Origin of the sequence: Pantoea sp. ICBG 828 (assembly GCF_002928355.1) — a bacterium.
Lineage (GTDB): Bacteria > Pseudomonadota > Gammaproteobacteria > Enterobacterales > Enterobacteriaceae > Pantoea > Pantoea dispersa.
Genome location: NZ_POWN01000007.1, coordinates 119,190 through 133,716, shown reverse-complemented (window position 1 = coordinate 133,716; position 14,527 = coordinate 119,190). Strand labels below are relative to the sequence as shown.

Genomic DNA, 14,527 nt, shown 5'->3' with positions numbered 1-14,527 from the left:
GCGCTTATTTTAGAAAGCAGGGCAGGGCGGGTAAAACAATTGTTTTTAAGCAGTGGTAACAAAAAGAAAGGGCGCGAAATTCGCGCCCTTGTCCGGAGTAACGGTCTGACTTACCAGACGTAAGTCAGCAGGTCCTTAGAGGCCGGGGCCATAAAGTCCACCGACATCATCACGCTCAGCGCAGTGATGGCGACAATGGAGAACACGAACAGTTTACGAGCCCAAACTTTATCGTTTGAGGTTTTGTAACCTGACAGTGCCATACCCAGCCACCACACGCTGACGGCGGCAGCCACCACCAGGTATTTATAGCCAGCATAACCGCCCAGCGACAGCATCAGCGTGGCAATCATGAACGCCAGGATGTACAGCGTAATATGATTTTTCGCCACGGAGATGCCTTTCACCACCGGCAGAACCGGAATATTGGCGGCCTGATAATCTTTGAAGCGGAAGATGGCAATCGCGTAGGAGTGCGGCATCTGCCACAGGCTAAAGATAGCCAGTAAGATTAACGCGCCAGCATCAAACTGGTTGGTCACCGCGCAGTAGCCAATTACTGGCGGCGCGGCGCCAGAGAGGCTGCCAATCAGCGTGCCATAGACCGAATGACGCTTCATGTAGAGGCTGTAAATGCCGACATAGACGACGAAGCCCATCACCGCCAGCCACATGGCCAGCGGGTTAGCGCCAAAATACAGCAACGCAAAGCCAGCAATACCCAATGCGGTTGCATAAACCAGGCTTACTTTCGCCGAGATCAGGCCTTTGACCAGAACACGGTTCCGCGTTCTCTCCATTTTGATGTCGATGTCGCGGTCAATCACATTGTTGAATACACAACCGGATGCGACCACCAGCGAAACGCCCACCAAAGCGACGAGAAACAGGGGGTAATCAATGCTGCCTTTTGAAGCCAGCAGGAATCCACCGATCACAGAAATTAAATTGCCGAAAATAATTCCTGGTTTTGTTACTTGCAGGTATTGCTTAATCATTACGCGTGACTCTTTAGTGGGCCATCATGTTGTAGTTGAGGTTCCACATAATCCACAGTGAGCCAATCACCACAATCAGGATAATGACTGCGGAGAAGACAATGGCCACCATGTTCCAGCCACCCTCGGATTTGCTGTCCAGATGCAGGAAGTAGACCAGGTGCACCAGCACCTGAACCACTGCACACACCAGAACCACACCCAGAATGGTACCGTGAGAAGCACTGCCATCCATCACCATCCAGAACGGGATCGCCGTCAGGATGATCGAGAGGATGAAGCCGATCATGTAGGACTTCACGCTACCGTGAGATGCACCATGTTCGTTTACAGAATGACTCATTACATGGCCCCCATCAGATAGACAACGGTGAATACGCAGATCCACACCACATCCAGGAAGTGCCAGAACAGGCTCAGACACATGATACGGGTGCGGTTGGTGGCGCTCAGACCGCGTTTAGCGATCTGGAACATCAGCACGGCCATCCAGATCAGACCAGAGGTCACGTGCAGACCGTGCGTACCGACCAGAGTAAAGAAGCCAGACAGGAAGCCGCTGCGGTCAGGACCGAAACCTTCCTTGATCAGGTGATGGAATTCATAGATTTCCATCCCGATAAATCCGGCACCGAACAGGAAGGTCAACGCCAGCCAGCTGATGACCGAACCTTTGTTCTGGTTGTTCATCGCAATCACTGCCATACCATACGTGATGGAGCTCAGCAGCAGCAGCGCGGTTTCAACCAGCACAAACGGCAGTTCGAAGATATCTTTACCTGCCGGGCCACCGGCAGTGTTGTTAACCATGACCGCATAGGTCGCAAACAGGGTTGCGAAGATAATGCAGTCACTCATCAGGTAGATCCAGAAGCCAAAGACTTTATTGGCTCCCGCATCGTGATGCCCATGCTCCGCATGGGCGTCGTGGTGGTGTTTAACGGTTTCAGTTGACATTATTTCAGACCTGCTTTGCTGATGTCATCAAAGTGCTTCTTCTCGATCTGCTCGATTTCAGCAACCGGTACGTAGTAATCCACGTCTTCATCGAAGCTCTTCACAATCCAGGTCACGATGGTGCCAAGGAAAGTAAGACCTGCCAGCCACCAGATGTGCCAGATCAGGGCAAAACCGAAGACTGTCATGAAGGCAGCGATAACAATGGCCGCGCCGCTGTTTTTCGGCATATGAATTTCTTCATATTTTTCTGGCTGCTTGTACGCTTCGCCTTTCTCTTTCATTTCCCAGAACGCATCACGCTCGTGGATATGCGGGATCACAGCAAAGTTGTAGAACGGCGGAGGTGAAGAGGTTGCCCACTCCAGCGTACGGCCGCCCCACGGGTCACCGGTCAGATCGCGGTTCTGCTCACGGTCACGCACCGATACCCAGAACTGGATAAGCTGGCACAGAATACCGCAGGCGATCAGCGCCGCACCGCCTGCTGCAACCACCAGCAGAGAGTGGAACTGCGGATCGATGTCCTGGCTCAGACGACGGGTCATCCCCATGAAGCCCAGCGCGTACAGCGGCATAAAGGCAACAAAGAAGCCGATGATCCAGAACCAGAAAGCACGTTTGCCCCAGGTTTCGTTCAGGGTGAAGCCGAAGGCTTTCGGGAACCAGTAGGTCACGCCAGCCATACAACCGAACACTACACCACCGATGATAACGTTGTGGAAGTGTGCAATCAGGAACAGGCTGTTGTGCAGCACGAAGTCTGCGCCTGGCACCGCCAGCAGTACGCCGGTCATCCCACCAACGGAGAAGGTGACCAGGAAGCCGATGGTCCACAGCATCGCCGAGTTGAACTCGATACGACCCTGATACATGGTGAACAGCCAGTTAAAGATTTTCACCCCGGTCGGAATCGCGATGATCATCGTCATGATACCGAAGAAGGCGTTAACGTTCGCACCAGCACCCATGGTGAAGAAGTGGTGCAGCCAAACGATGAACGACAGAACGGTAATGGCGATGGTTGCCCACACCAGCGAGGTGTAACCAAACAGACGCTTTTTCGAGAAGGTGGCCGTGACTTCAGAGAAGACACCAAACACCGGCAGAACGAGGATGTACACCTCCGGGTGACCCCAGACCCAGATCAGGTTGACGTACATCATCATGTTACCGCCCATATCATTGGTAAAGAAATGGAAGTCGAGGTAACGATCAAGCGTCAACAGTGCCAGCGTCACGGTCAGAACCGGGAACGCAGCGATAATCAGGACGTTAGTACACAGTGCTGCCCAGGTGAATACCGGCATCTTGAACAGGTCCATGCCCGGTGCACGCATCTTCAGAATGGTCACGAAGAAGTTGATACCGGTCAGCGTGGTACCAATACCGGAGAGCTGGAGACTCCAGATCCAGTAATCGACCCCGACGCCAGGACTGTATTCTGCCCCCGAGAGCGGTGGATAAGCCAGCCAGCCGGTCTGTGCGAATTCGCCCACACCCAGTGACAGGTTAACCAGGATCACACCGATAGCGGTGAACCAGAAGCTCAGGTTGTTCAGGAACGGGAAGGCAACGTCACGCGCACCGATTTGCAGCGGAACCGCGATGTTCATCAGACCCACCACGAAAGGCATCGCTACGAAGAAGATCATGATCACGCCGTGAGCGGTGAAGATCTGGTCGTAGTGGTGCGGTGGCAGTATGCCTGCTTCCCCGGCGGAAGCCATCACCTGTTGGGTACGCATCATTACCGCATCGGCAAAGCCGCGCAGCAGCATGACAAAGGCCATGATGATGTACATGATACCCAGTTTTTTGTGGTCGATTGAGGTTAACCATTCAGACCACAGATACTGCCATTTACCGAAATAGGTAATAGCAGCGATCAGCGCCAGACCACCAATGATGATACCGGCGACCGTAACCATGATAATGGGTTCATGGTAGGGCACTGCATCCAGTGTTAATTTTCCGAACATCGTATTATTCCTCGGCTCCCGCAGCTGCGGCGTGATTCATGTCCATGCCTTCGTGCGACATGTCCATTTTCCCGTGGCTCATCATGAACTTATCAATAACCTGCTTGAACAGTTCCGGATTCGCAGTTGAGAAATATTCCACCGGGTGATTTTCGCTTGGCGCAGCCAGTTTTTCGAAATCATCCATGGTGGTCAGCGTGTTAGGTGCCGCTTTAACTTTGGCAACCCACTGCTGGAATTCCGCATCGTCTTTGGTGGCAATGGCTTTGAACTTCATACCAGAGAAACCGCGACCGCTGAAGTTAGCAGAGATACCGTCGAACGTACCTGGCTCGTTGGCGATCAGGTGCAGTTTGGTCTGCATACCCGCCATGGCGTAGATCTGGCTGCCGAGCGTAGGAATAAAGAAGGAGTTCATGACGGAGTTCGAGGTGATCTTGAAGTTCACCGGAGTATTTGCCGGGAAGGCAATCTGGTTGACGGTTGCAATACCCTGTTCCGGGTAGATGAACAGCCATTTCCAGTCCAGTGCCACTACGTCGATCTCAACCGGTTTCACGTCAGAGGCCAGCGGTTTGCTCGGCTCCAGCGCGTGGGTTGATTTCCAGGTCAGCACGCCGAGGAAGAGAATGATCAGGATCGGAATGGTCCAGACCACGGCTTCCACTTTGTTAGAGTGTGACCAGTTAGGGCTATACTTCGCGTTGGTATTGGTTGCCCGATATTTCCAGGCGAACACAACAGCCATTAAGACTGCCGGAATAACGACGATCATCATCAAGCCGAAAGCTGTCAGAATCAGTGAACGTTGCTCCAGTGCAATCTGTCCCTTGGGATTTAACAACGCACTATCGCAGCCGCTGAGTAATACAGCGCCTGCAATTAATGACAAAATCCCCAAACTTTTATTGTATTTCCTGAGTCTCATTTAACGACCTCAATGACAAAGGGCTCTATTGTCGTTTAAGTGTGCGCGCATTTTACGGGAAGGTTTATGCAGTGTAAACCAGCTTAAGGATGTGTCAGAAGGCTGTTGACACCTTTTGCTAAGGGTGTCACAGATGTTGCGCAGGGTGACAAATTATTAACTGCGACAAGCAGTTGGCGGCAATATAACAAAAACCAATGACATTAACCGCAGAGAAAACAGGGAAAGCATAAACCGGAGTTTTAATACTCATTTATTTAACAATTCTGCATCATTTTGGCGATGAAATTTCTACAAATTAATTGCTCACCGGATTTAAATATTACGCGGGTTTGTTAATTTAATGTTTCTATTTCGCGTTGAAAAAAATGCTATCGCTTAAAATTCGCCGGGGGCTATTTTTAAGCGATTTATCCCGGTCTGGCAAATAGCGCAGCGTTAATGTGCACGATTTGACGCTGTTTTTCTTAATGCCAGCCAGTCCAGCATCACGCCGAGCAGCACCGCCAGCAGCGCCAGCGCCATCCCTGCCTCAAACAGATGGGTTGGCAGCGTCGCGCTGTGCCAGATATCCGCCGCACGCAGTGCCAGCGTCAGCAGCCAGAGCGCCAGCAGCGTACAGCCGGCCGCGAACAGGCGTACCGTCCAGCGATAACCCTGTGGCCACAGGCTGCGCTTAATGAATTCACCGCTGTGCTGCATTGCCTGCAGCGTGCCGCGACACGCCCACAGCAACAGCAGGCCCGGTACGGCGGCCACCACGGTAAAGGCGTAAAATACCGGCCAGCCCCACAATTCAACCAGCCAGCCAGCCGCCGGACCGACATACACGCGTCCAACCGCTGACAGCGCTGACAGCAGCGCGAACTGCGTGGCCGAGAACGATTTGTTGCACAACGTCATCAGCAACGCCACAAAGGCGGCGGTGCCCATGCCGCCGCACAGGTTTTCGATAAATACCGCGCTGGCCATGCTCCACAGATGCGGTGGCGTTACCGCCAGCAGCCAGTAAGCGAAATTAGATACTGCCTGCAGCACGCCGAAGATCATCAGCGCGCGGAACAGGCTCAGGCGCTGCATCAGCACGCCGCCGTACAGCGCACCGATAATGGTCGCCAGCAGGCCGAGCGTTTTATTCACCAGACCGACATCACCGGCGCTGAAGCCCACGCCGCGAATCAGGAAGGTGGTGGTGAGCGAAGCGGCGAACGCGTCGCCCAGCTTGTAGAGAATGATTAAGGTGATCAGCAGCCAGGCGTTGTTGCGCTGAAAGAAATCCTTCAGCGGAAACGCGACGGCCTGACGCAGCGAGTGCGGCTCGCGCACCGGCGCCTCAGGTTCACGCGCCAGCAGCGTGGCGATCAGTCCGGGCACCATCAGCAGCGCCATCAGCCAGTAGGTGGCCTGCCAGCCGAGATAGCGATCCGCCAGCCACAGCGCCAGGCCGCCGGAAATCAGCATCGCCAGCCGGTAACCGAGCACGGTTATCGCCGCGCCGCTGCCGCGCTCTTCCGGCGGCAGCACATCGGTTTTCCACGCATCAAACACAATATCCTGCGAGGCTGAGCAGAAAGCCACCAGCACCGCCAGCGCCGCCAGCAGGGTAAGGTCGCGTGACGGCTGCATAAAGCCCATCGCCACAATGCCGGCAATCAGCGCTAACTGCGTGACCAGCAGCCAGCCGCGCCGCCGGCCAAGAAAGGGCGGGGTATAGCGATCCATCATCGGCGACCACAGGAACTTAAACACGTAAGCCTGACCGACGAGGGAGAAGAAACCAATGGTTTTCAGGTCGACATTCTCTACCGTCATCCACGCCTGGAGCGTACCGGCGGTCAGCGCCAGCGGCAGACCGGAAGCGAAACCGAGCAGCAGCAGGACCGCAGCGTTACGTTGGGTAAAAATACGCAGATAGTGAGATGTCATAGCCAGCCTGAAATGAAGCCCGGTCAGCGGGGACCGGGCAGGTTACTGCGGAAAATTAACGCGCGTTTTGCTTGATGAAGTTATTGACGCTGGTGTCCTGCGCCATATCGGCAATCACGTCGCTCAGGGTAGAGTTAACCGCGTTGGTGATCTTGTCGTTAGTAGCGCTGAAGGCACCCTCTACGCTGTAAGTCTGACGGTAGTTTTTCACCTGCTTGTTGCCGTTTTTCGCGGTAGCGATAATAGAGATATCCGCTTTGGTGGTGATGCTGTAACGCACGTTGCCCTGCGTGACATCGGCGTACAGACCATTAACCACGATCTGCAGATCCACCGCGCCGTTCGGGCCAATCATGTAGCCGCGCGAGGTCATCTGCTTCTCCAGCACTTCCTGCAGCAGGAAACGCAGGTCGCGTGACGGGGTCAGGGTGATCAGCTGGCCGTCGCGGTTCACTTTGGCCAGCGCCTGATCGCTGCGCTGATCGGCACCGTTAACGCTGACGGTAACGCCCATCAGGCTCGGATCCTGCTGTGGCAGCTGGATTTTTGGCTGGATGTTCAGCGTGGTGTTATTGCTGGCGCAGCCGGCCAAAATAAAGGCAGCCAGCAGAGGGAATAACAGTTTTTTCAACATACTCATTCTCGTTAGCATATGGGTTGGTTTGCAAAACTGCGGTCATCATAGCATTGCGGCACGGCGAAAAAAGCCCCGCACCAGGGGAAATTGATTGTAAAGGATTTTTTCGGACAGCCGGACGCGGTAACCGATTGACCGCCAGCCTCAGCAGGCTAAGATGCGCAGCGCAGCAGGATTTATTTCCTGCCAGACTGCGGGAAAGGTAAAAAACCTACTAATATTTAAACAGATGGGGCACAGCGCTCGCCGTAGAGGAGTGTTAACAATGATTCGCGAACAAATAGAAGAAAAGCTGCGTAACGCTTTTGAGCCTGCACATCTCGAAGTGCATGACGAAAGCTATCGTCATAACGTGCCTGCCGGTTCTGAAAGTCACTTCAAAGTGGTGATCGTCAGCGACCTTTTCACCGGACAGCGCTTCCTGCAGCGTCACCGCGCCATTTATGGCGAGCTGGCGACCGAGCTGGCAGGCAGCGTCCATGCGCTGGCGCTGCATACCTACACGCGCAAAGAGTGGGATGGACTGCAGGATACCGTACTCGCCTCACCGAACTGTCGCGGTGCCGGTACGCTGGCCTGAGTTTTCCTCTCCAGCTTCCTCCAAAACGGCCTGCGGGCCGTTTTTTCTTACCTCAATGATGCACAAACGCGATCTGCGGCGCAAAAAAGCAGCAAAACCGTTAAAAAGTGGTGAGTTTGCAGCCTCGACTCATTCCTGGGATGCCGCTATAATGCGGCGTCTATTTTTCCGGAATGTCTTCGGGACGCTTCTGGTGACAGGGATTAGGTTCTGCCTGCAGAGGCCGTCCCGGTTGTTGGATACGGCGCATTAATTGTGTGGTGTCTGAAGTTGACCGAGCACGTGATTTTTTGAGGTAACAAGATGACAGTTTCAGTAGAAACCACTCAGGGTCTGGGCCGTCGCATTTCGATTACTGTTCCTAAGGACAGCATCGAAAGCGCAGTGAAGAAAGAACTGGTGGAAGTAGCTAAGAAAGTCCGTATCGACGGTTTCCGTAAAGGCAAAGTGCCGGCTACCATCATTAATCAGCGCTACGGTGCCTCTGTTCGTCAGGACGTCCTGAGCGAGCTGATGACGCGTAACTTCGTTGACGCCATCATCAAAGAGAAGATCAACCCAGCTGGCGCACCGAACTACGTGCCGGGTGAGTATAAAGAAGGTGAAGATTTCACCTACGCGGTTGAGTTCGAAGTGTATCCGGAAGTTGAGCTGAAAGGCCTGGATGCAATCGAAGTCGAAAAACCGGTGGTTGAAGTGACCGACGCTGACGTCGACACCATGCTGGAAACCCTGCAGAAGCAGCAGGCGACCTGGAAAGAGACCGATGCAGCAGCGTCAGCAGAAGATCGCGCGACCATCGATTTCACCGGCTCTGTAGACGGCGAAGAGTTCGAAGGCGGCAAAGCGTCTGACTTCGTGCTGGCGATGGGTCAGGGTCGTATGATCCCAGGCTTCGAAGAAGGCATCACTGGCAAGAAAGCCGGCGACACCTTCACCATCGACGTGAAATTCCCGGATGACTACCACGCGGAAAACCTGAAAGGCAAAGATGCGAAGTTCGACATCGTGCTGAAGAAAGTGGAAACCCGCGAACTGCCGGAGCTGACCGCTGAATTCATCAAGCGTTTCGGCGTGGAAGATGGCTCCATTGAAGGTCTGCGCGCTGAAGTGCGTAAGAACATGGAGCGCGAACTGAAAGGCGCTATCCGTAACCGCGTGAAGACGCAGGCGATTGACGGTCTGGTTAACGCGAACGAAATCGACGTGCCAGTGGCACTGATCGACAGCGAAATCGACGTTCTGCGTCGTCAGGCTGCACAGCGTTTCGGCGGCAACGAGAAGCAGGCGCTGGAACTGCCACGTGAACTGTTCGAAGAGCAGGCAAAACGTCGCGTTGTGGTCGGTCTGCTGCTGGGCGAAGTAATTCGCATCAACGAGCTGAAAGCCGATGAAGATCGCGTTAAAGCGCTGATCGAAGAGATGGCTTCTGCGTACGAAGATCCGCAGGAAGTGATCGAGTTCTACAGCAAAAACAGCGAGCTGATGAACAACATGCGCAACGTTGCGCTGGAAGAGCAGGCGGTTGAAGCGGTACTGGCGAAAGCCAAAGTGACTGACAAAGCCACTAACTTCCAGGAGCTGATGAACCAGACCTCTGCGGCCTGATTCGTGAGTTAACCCTGAGTGCTAAAGCCCGCGACCGCTGTGTCGCGGGCTTTTTCGTTTCTGGCGGAAACCAACCACATTTGTGCGCTATTTGACTAATTAATCGGCAAATTCTTCGCTAAGCTGTTTTTCCGTGTTAGCGAATGGGGAAAAGGTTGTTATGCTTGAAACAACTGGGCTGCATCCCCAGATACAGGGAGAATGCGTGAAAACAGTAAGACTGGCTGATTAACCGTCCTGTTATGTCGGAACGAGACCGCTGCGCATAGTTTTCGCCGCGCGCCTCGCGTAAAATCGGTACAGAATGTTGCCAATGAAATTTATCAGGAGACGGTAATGTCATACAGTGGCGATCGTGAATTTACTGCACCAACCAATGCGCTGGTGCCAATGGTGGTCGAACAAACCTCGCGCGGCGAGCGTTCTTACGACATCTACTCCCGCCTGCTTAAAGAGCGCGTGATCTTCCTGACCGGTCAGGTTGAGGATCACATGGCGAACCTGATTGTGGCGCAGATGCTGTTTCTGGAAGCTGAGAATCCTGAAAAAGACATTTACCTCTACATTAACTCGCCAGGTGGTGTGATTACCGCCGGTATGTCGATTTATGACACAATGAAGTTCATCAAGCCGGACGTGAGCACCATCTGTATGGGCCAGGCCTGTTCGATGGGCGCATTCCTGCTGACGGCGGGGACCAAAGGCAAGCGCTTCTGTCTGCCAAACTCACGCGTGATGATTCACCAGCCGCTGGGCGGCTATCAGGGCCAGGCGACGGACATTGAGATCCACGCGCGTGAAATCCTGAAAGTGAAGCAGCGTATGAATGAGCTGATGGCGGAACATACCGGCAAATCGCTGGAGCAGATTGAACGCGACACCGAGCGCGATCGTTTCCTCTCTGCCAGCGAAGCGGTAGAGTATGGCCTGGTCGACTCCATCCTGACGCATCGCCAATAAGACACATCTGTCTGCCCCTTACGCTATAGTTAACGGGTGCAGACAGGTGAGTTGCATGCATATCGGCCGTTGCTGTGCGGCCATTGCCGTACACCAATTAGGTCTGAGAACGAAAAGAGGTTAGCTGATGACAGATAAGCGCAAAGACGGTTCAGGTAAGTTGCTGTACTGCTCTTTCTGCGGCAAAAGCCAGCATGAAGTCCGTAAGCTGATTGCCGGGCCGTCAGTGTATATTTGCGACGAGTGTGTCGATCTGTGTAACGACATCATTCGCGAAGAGATTAAAGAAGTGGCCCCGCACCGCGAGCGCAGCGCGCTCCCGACGCCGCATGAGATCCGCCATCACCTTGACGATTATGTTATCGGTCAGGAGAAGGCGAAAAAAGTGCTGGCGGTGGCGGTGTACAACCACTACAAACGTCTGCGTAATGGCGACACCAGCAACGGGATTGAACTGGGCAAAAGTAACATTCTGCTGATCGGTCCAACCGGTAGCGGTAAGACCCTGCTGGCGGAAACGCTGGCGCGCCTGCTGGATGTGCCTTTCACTATGGCGGATGCCACCACGCTGACCGAAGCCGGTTATGTGGGTGAGGATGTGGAAAACATCATCCAGAAACTGCTGCAGAAGTGCGACTACGACGTACAGAAAGCGCAGCGCGGCATCGTGTACATCGATGAAATCGATAAGATTTCCCGTAAATCAGACAACCCGTCTATCACCCGTGATGTGTCAGGTGAAGGCGTGCAGCAGGCACTGCTGAAACTGATTGAAGGCACGGTGGCTGCCGTGCCGCCGCAGGGTGGACGTAAGCATCCGCAGCAGGAGTTTCTGCAGGTCGACACCTCGAAAATCCTGTTTATCTGTGGCGGTGCGTTTGCCGGCCTCGATAAAGTGATTTCACAGCGTGTTGAAACCGGCTCCGGTATTGGCTTTGGCGCGACCGTTAAAGGTAAATCGCAGAAAGCCAGCGAAGGCGAGTTGCTGTCGCAGGTTGAGCCGGAAGATCTGATCAAATTTGGTCTGATTCCGGAGTTCATTGGTCGTCTGCCAGTGGTGGCGACGCTCAACGAGTTGAGCGAAGAAGCACTGATCCAGATCCTGCGTGAACCGAAAAACGCCCTGACCAAGCAGTATCAGGCGCTGTTTAACCTGGAAGGCGTGGAGCTGGAGTTCCGTGACGAAGCGCTGACGGCGATTGCGAAAAAAGCCAACTCGCGTAAAACCGGGGCACGTGGTCTGCGTTCTATCGTAGAAGCGGCGCTGCTCGAAACCATGTACGACCTGCCATCAATGGAAGGCGTAGAGAAAGTGGTGATCGATGAGTCAGTAATCGAGGGGCAATCTGACCCGATGCTGATTTACGGTAAGCATGAAGCCCAGGCTTCTGGCGAATAAATAATCAATTACACCGCGTTGTTATCTTAAAAAAGGGGAAAATGTTTCCCCTTTTATTTTTCTCACCTCTGTGACATTGAATGTCGTGCAAGCATCCCCATATACTCATAATCCTGTGGGTCTAACTGCATACAGCCTGTATCACGCGGTTCCCATCACCTGGCGGACATTAAACTAAGAGAGAGCTCTATGAATCCTGAGCGTTCTGAACGCATTGAAATCCCCGTGTTGCCGTTGCGCGACGTGGTGGTTTATCCGCACATGGTAATTCCGTTGTTTGTTGGTCGGGAAAAATCGATTCGTTGCCTCGAAGCGGCGATGGATCATGACAAGAAGATCATGCTGGTTGCCCAGAAAGAGGCTTCAACGGATGAACCTGGTATTAACGATCTCTTCGCGGTAGGGACCGTTGCTTCCGTACTGCAGATGCTGAAACTGCCAGACGGCACCGTTAAGGTGCTGGTGGAAGGTCTTCAGCGCGCACACATCACCACTTTAGCGGACAATGGCGACCACTTTGTTGCCCAGGCCGAATACCTGATCTCGCCGGAAATTGAAGAGCGCGAGCAGGAAGTGCTGGTGCGTACCGCCATCAATCAGTTTGAAGGCTATATCAAGCTGAACAAAAAAATCCCGCCGGAGGTGCTGACTTCACTCAACAGCATCGACGACGCGGCGCGTCTCGCCGACACCGTCGCGGCGCATATGCCGCTTAAGCTGGCTGATAAACAGTCAGTGCTGGAGATGTCCGACATCAATGAGCGTCTGGAATATCTCATGGCGATGATGGAATCGGAAATCGATCTGCTGCAGGTTGAGAAGCGTATTCGCAACCGCGTTAAAAAGCAGATGGAGAAAAGCCAGCGCGAGTACTATCTGAATGAGCAAATGAAAGCGATTCAGAAAGAGCTGGGCGAGATGGATGATGCGCCGGATGAATACGAAGCGCTGAAACGCAAAATCGACGCGGCGAAAATGCCGGCTGAGGCGCGCGAGAAGGCCGAAGCTGAACTGCAGAAGCTGAAGATGATGTCACCGATGTCAGCGGAAGCCACCGTGGTGCGCGGCTACATCGACTGGATGGTGCAGGTACCGTGGAACGCGCGCAGCAAGGTGAAAAAAGACCTGCGGAAAGCGCAGGAGACGCTGGATACCGACCATTACGGTCTGGAGCGCGTGAAAGACCGCATCCTTGAGTATCTTGCGGTGCAGAGTCGCGTCAGCAAAATTAAAGGGCCGATTCTGTGTCTGGTCGGACCGCCGGGCGTGGGTAAAACCTCGCTGGGACAGTCAATCGCCAAAGCCACTGGCCGTAAATATGTGCGTATGGCGCTCGGCGGCGTGCGTGACGAAGCGGAAATCCGCGGCCACCGTCGTACCTATATCGGGTCGATGCCGGGCAAACTGATCCAGAAAATGGCCAAAGTCGGCGTGAAAAACCCGCTGTTCCTGCTGGATGAGATCGACAAAATGTCATCCGACATGCGCGGCGATCCGGCTTCAGCGCTGCTGGAGGTACTGGATCCGGAGCAGAACATTGCGTTCAACGATCACTATCTGGAAGTGGATTACGATCTGTCAGATGTGATGTTTGTTGCAACCTCCAACTCCATGAACATTCCGGCTCCGCTGCTGGATCGTATGGAAGTGATTCGTCTCTCCGGCTACACCGAAGATGAGAAGCTCAACATCGCTAAACAGCACCTGCTGCCGAAGCAGATCGAGCGTAATGCGCTGAAAGAGAAAGAGATCAGCGTTGACGACAGCGCCATTATCGGCATTATCCGCTATTACACCCGTGAAGCGGGCGTGCGTAGCCTGGAGCGCGAACTCTCCAAGCTGTGCCGTAAAGCGGTAAAAGCGCTGCTGATGGACAAAGCGAAAAAGAGCATCAAAATCACCGGCGAAAACCTCAAGGATTTCCTGGGCGTGCAGCGCTTTGACTACGGCCGTGCCGACAGCGAAAACCGTGTTGGTCAGGTCACCGGCCTGGCGTGGACCGAAGTGGGCGGCGATCTGCTCACCATCGAAACCGCCTGCGTGCCGGGCAAAGGCAAGCTGACCTACACCGGTTCACTCGGTGAGGTGATGCAGGAGTCCATCCAGGCGGCGCTGACAGTAGTCCGCGCCCGTGCGGAGAAACTCGGCATCAACGGCGACTTCTATGAGAAGCGTGACATCCACGTGCACGTACCGGAAGGAGCGACGCCGAAAGATGGTCCGAGCGCCGGTATCGCGATGTGTACCGCGCTGGTCTCCTGTCTGACCGGTAACCCGGTGCGTTCGGACGTGGCGATGACCGGCGAGATCACGCTGCGCGGTCAGGTACTGCCGATTGGTGGCCTGAAAGAGAAACTGCTGGCGGCGCATCGCGGCGGCATCAAAACCGTGCTGATCCCGGACGAAAACAAGCGCGATCTGGAAGAGATTCCACAGAACGTGATTGCCGATCTGTCGATCCATCCGGTGAAGCGTATTGAAGAAGTGCTGAGCCTGGCGCTGGAAAATGCCCCGTACGGGATGCAGGTTGCCACGGCAAAATAGTGATTAGC

The 14,527-nt window shown here is 54.1% G+C and carries 12 protein-coding genes; 5 read left to right on the top strand and 7 right to left on the bottom strand.

What is annotated here, in order from left to right; translation table 11 throughout:
* Positions 1 to 110 precede the first annotated feature (110 nt).
* The 7 genes from cyoE to C1Y43_RS17645 all read right to left on the bottom strand — a co-directional run bounded on the left by cyoE (position 111) and on the right by C1Y43_RS17645 (position 7,425).
* Positions 111 to 998, bottom strand: coding sequence for a heme o synthase (cyoE, locus tag C1Y43_RS17675; protein WP_021507178.1), 888 nt, complete (start codon positions 996 to 998; stop codon positions 111 to 113).
* Between the two features lie 13 nt (positions 999 to 1,011).
* Positions 1,012 to 1,341: a cytochrome o ubiquinol oxidase subunit IV gene (locus tag C1Y43_RS17670; protein ID WP_022549333.1), complete on the bottom strand. Its 330-nt coding sequence runs from the start codon at positions 1,339 to 1,341 to the stop codon at positions 1,012 to 1,014.
* Entirely contained in the window at positions 1,341 to 1,955 is a 615-nt protein-coding gene (locus C1Y43_RS17665; RefSeq protein WP_021507179.1) for a cytochrome o ubiquinol oxidase subunit III, read from the bottom strand. The genes C1Y43_RS17670 and C1Y43_RS17665 overlap by 1 nt, the downstream gene beginning before the upstream one ends.
* Positions 1,955 to 3,937 (bottom strand): cytochrome o ubiquinol oxidase subunit I, encoded by a 1,983-nt coding sequence (gene cyoB, locus C1Y43_RS17660; protein WP_021507180.1) that lies wholly within the window; start codon positions 3,935 to 3,937, stop codon positions 1,955 to 1,957. The genes C1Y43_RS17665 and cyoB overlap by 1 nt, the downstream gene beginning before the upstream one ends.
* Positions 3,938 to 3,941: 4 nt before the next feature.
* On the bottom strand, positions 3,942 to 4,865 hold the full coding sequence (cyoA, locus tag C1Y43_RS17655) for a cytochrome o ubiquinol oxidase subunit II (protein ID WP_031279652.1): 924 nt from the start codon (positions 4,863 to 4,865) through the stop codon (positions 3,942 to 3,944).
* A gap of 438 nt (positions 4,866 to 5,303) precedes the next feature.
* A complete protein-coding gene (gene ampG / locus C1Y43_RS17650) occupies positions 5,304 to 6,791 on the bottom strand; it encodes a muropeptide MFS transporter AmpG (RefSeq protein ID WP_104189106.1) in 1,488 nt (495 codons plus the stop codon).
* A 55-nt stretch (positions 6,792 to 6,846) separates the two neighbouring features.
* Positions 6,847 to 7,425 carry a lipoprotein gene (locus C1Y43_RS17645; protein WP_021507183.1) on the bottom strand — a complete coding sequence of 193 codons (579 nt, stop codon included), beginning with the start codon at positions 7,423 to 7,425 and terminating at the stop codon, positions 6,847 to 6,849.
* 268 nt (positions 7,426 to 7,693) lie between these two features.
* On the opposite strand from C1Y43_RS17645, the gene bolA reads away from it, so the two are divergent.
* The 5 genes from bolA to lon all read left to right on the top strand — a co-directional run bounded on the left by bolA (position 7,694) and on the right by lon (position 14,519).
* The gene (gene bolA / locus C1Y43_RS17640; RefSeq protein WP_058757958.1) at positions 7,694 to 8,008 is read left to right on the top strand and encodes a transcriptional regulator BolA; all 315 of its coding nucleotides are present in this window, start codon (positions 7,694 to 7,696) and stop codon (positions 8,006 to 8,008) included.
* A gap of 303 nt (positions 8,009 to 8,311) precedes the next feature.
* Positions 8,312 to 9,616, top strand: coding sequence for a trigger factor (gene tig / locus C1Y43_RS17630; RefSeq protein WP_021507185.1), 1,305 nt, complete (start codon positions 8,312 to 8,314; stop codon positions 9,614 to 9,616).
* Between the two features lie 336 nt (positions 9,617 to 9,952).
* Positions 9,953 to 10,576: an ATP-dependent Clp endopeptidase proteolytic subunit ClpP gene (clpP, locus tag C1Y43_RS17625; protein WP_010616837.1), complete on the top strand. Its 624-nt coding sequence runs from the start codon at positions 9,953 to 9,955 to the stop codon at positions 10,574 to 10,576.
* A 127-nt stretch (positions 10,577 to 10,703) separates the two neighbouring features.
* On the top strand, positions 10,704 to 11,975 hold the full coding sequence (clpX, locus tag C1Y43_RS17620; RefSeq protein WP_021507186.1) for an ATP-dependent protease ATP-binding subunit ClpX: 1,272 nt from the start codon (positions 10,704 to 10,706) through the stop codon (positions 11,973 to 11,975).
* Between the two features lie 189 nt (positions 11,976 to 12,164).
* Positions 12,165 to 14,519 carry an endopeptidase La gene (gene lon / locus C1Y43_RS17615; protein WP_059010556.1) on the top strand — a complete coding sequence of 785 codons (2,355 nt, stop codon included), beginning with the start codon at positions 12,165 to 12,167 and terminating at the stop codon, positions 14,517 to 14,519.
* Positions 14,520 to 14,527 lie beyond the last annotated feature (8 nt).

Excerpts from the sequence above, each read along its gene's own strand:
- ampG (WP_104189106.1), bottom strand. The coding sequence starts at position 6,791 with ATGACATCTCACTATCTGCGTATTTTTACCCAACGTAACGCTGCGGTC.
- C1Y43_RS17665 (WP_021507179.1), bottom strand. The coding sequence starts at position 1,955 with ATGTCAACTGAAACCGTTAAACACCACCACGACGCCCATGCGGAGCAT.
- cyoB (WP_021507180.1), bottom strand. The coding sequence starts at position 3,937 with ATGTTCGGAAAATTAACACTGGATGCAGTGCCCTACCATGAACCCATT.
- tig (WP_021507185.1), top strand. The coding sequence starts at position 8,312 with ATGACAGTTTCAGTAGAAACCACTCAGGGTCTGGGCCGTCGCATTTCG.
- clpX (WP_021507186.1), top strand. The coding sequence starts at position 10,704 with ATGACAGATAAGCGCAAAGACGGTTCAGGTAAGTTGCTGTACTGCTCT.
- cyoE (WP_021507178.1), bottom strand. The coding sequence starts at position 998 with ATGATTAAGCAATACCTGCAAGTAACAAAACCAGGAATTATTTTCGGC.
- cyoA (WP_031279652.1), bottom strand. The coding sequence starts at position 4,865 with ATGAGACTCAGGAAATACAATAAAAGTTTGGGGATTTTGTCATTAATT.
- lon (WP_059010556.1), top strand. The coding sequence starts at position 12,165 with ATGAATCCTGAGCGTTCTGAACGCATTGAAATCCCCGTGTTGCCGTTG.
- C1Y43_RS17645 (WP_021507183.1), bottom strand. The coding sequence starts at position 7,425 with ATGTTGAAAAAACTGTTATTCCCTCTGCTGGCTGCCTTTATTTTGGCC.
- bolA (WP_058757958.1), top strand. The coding sequence starts at position 7,694 with ATGATTCGCGAACAAATAGAAGAAAAGCTGCGTAACGCTTTTGAGCCT.
- clpP (WP_010616837.1), top strand. The coding sequence starts at position 9,953 with ATGTCATACAGTGGCGATCGTGAATTTACTGCACCAACCAATGCGCTG.
- C1Y43_RS17670 (WP_022549333.1), bottom strand. The coding sequence starts at position 1,341 with ATGAGTCATTCTGTAAACGAACATGGTGCATCTCACGGTAGCGTGAAG.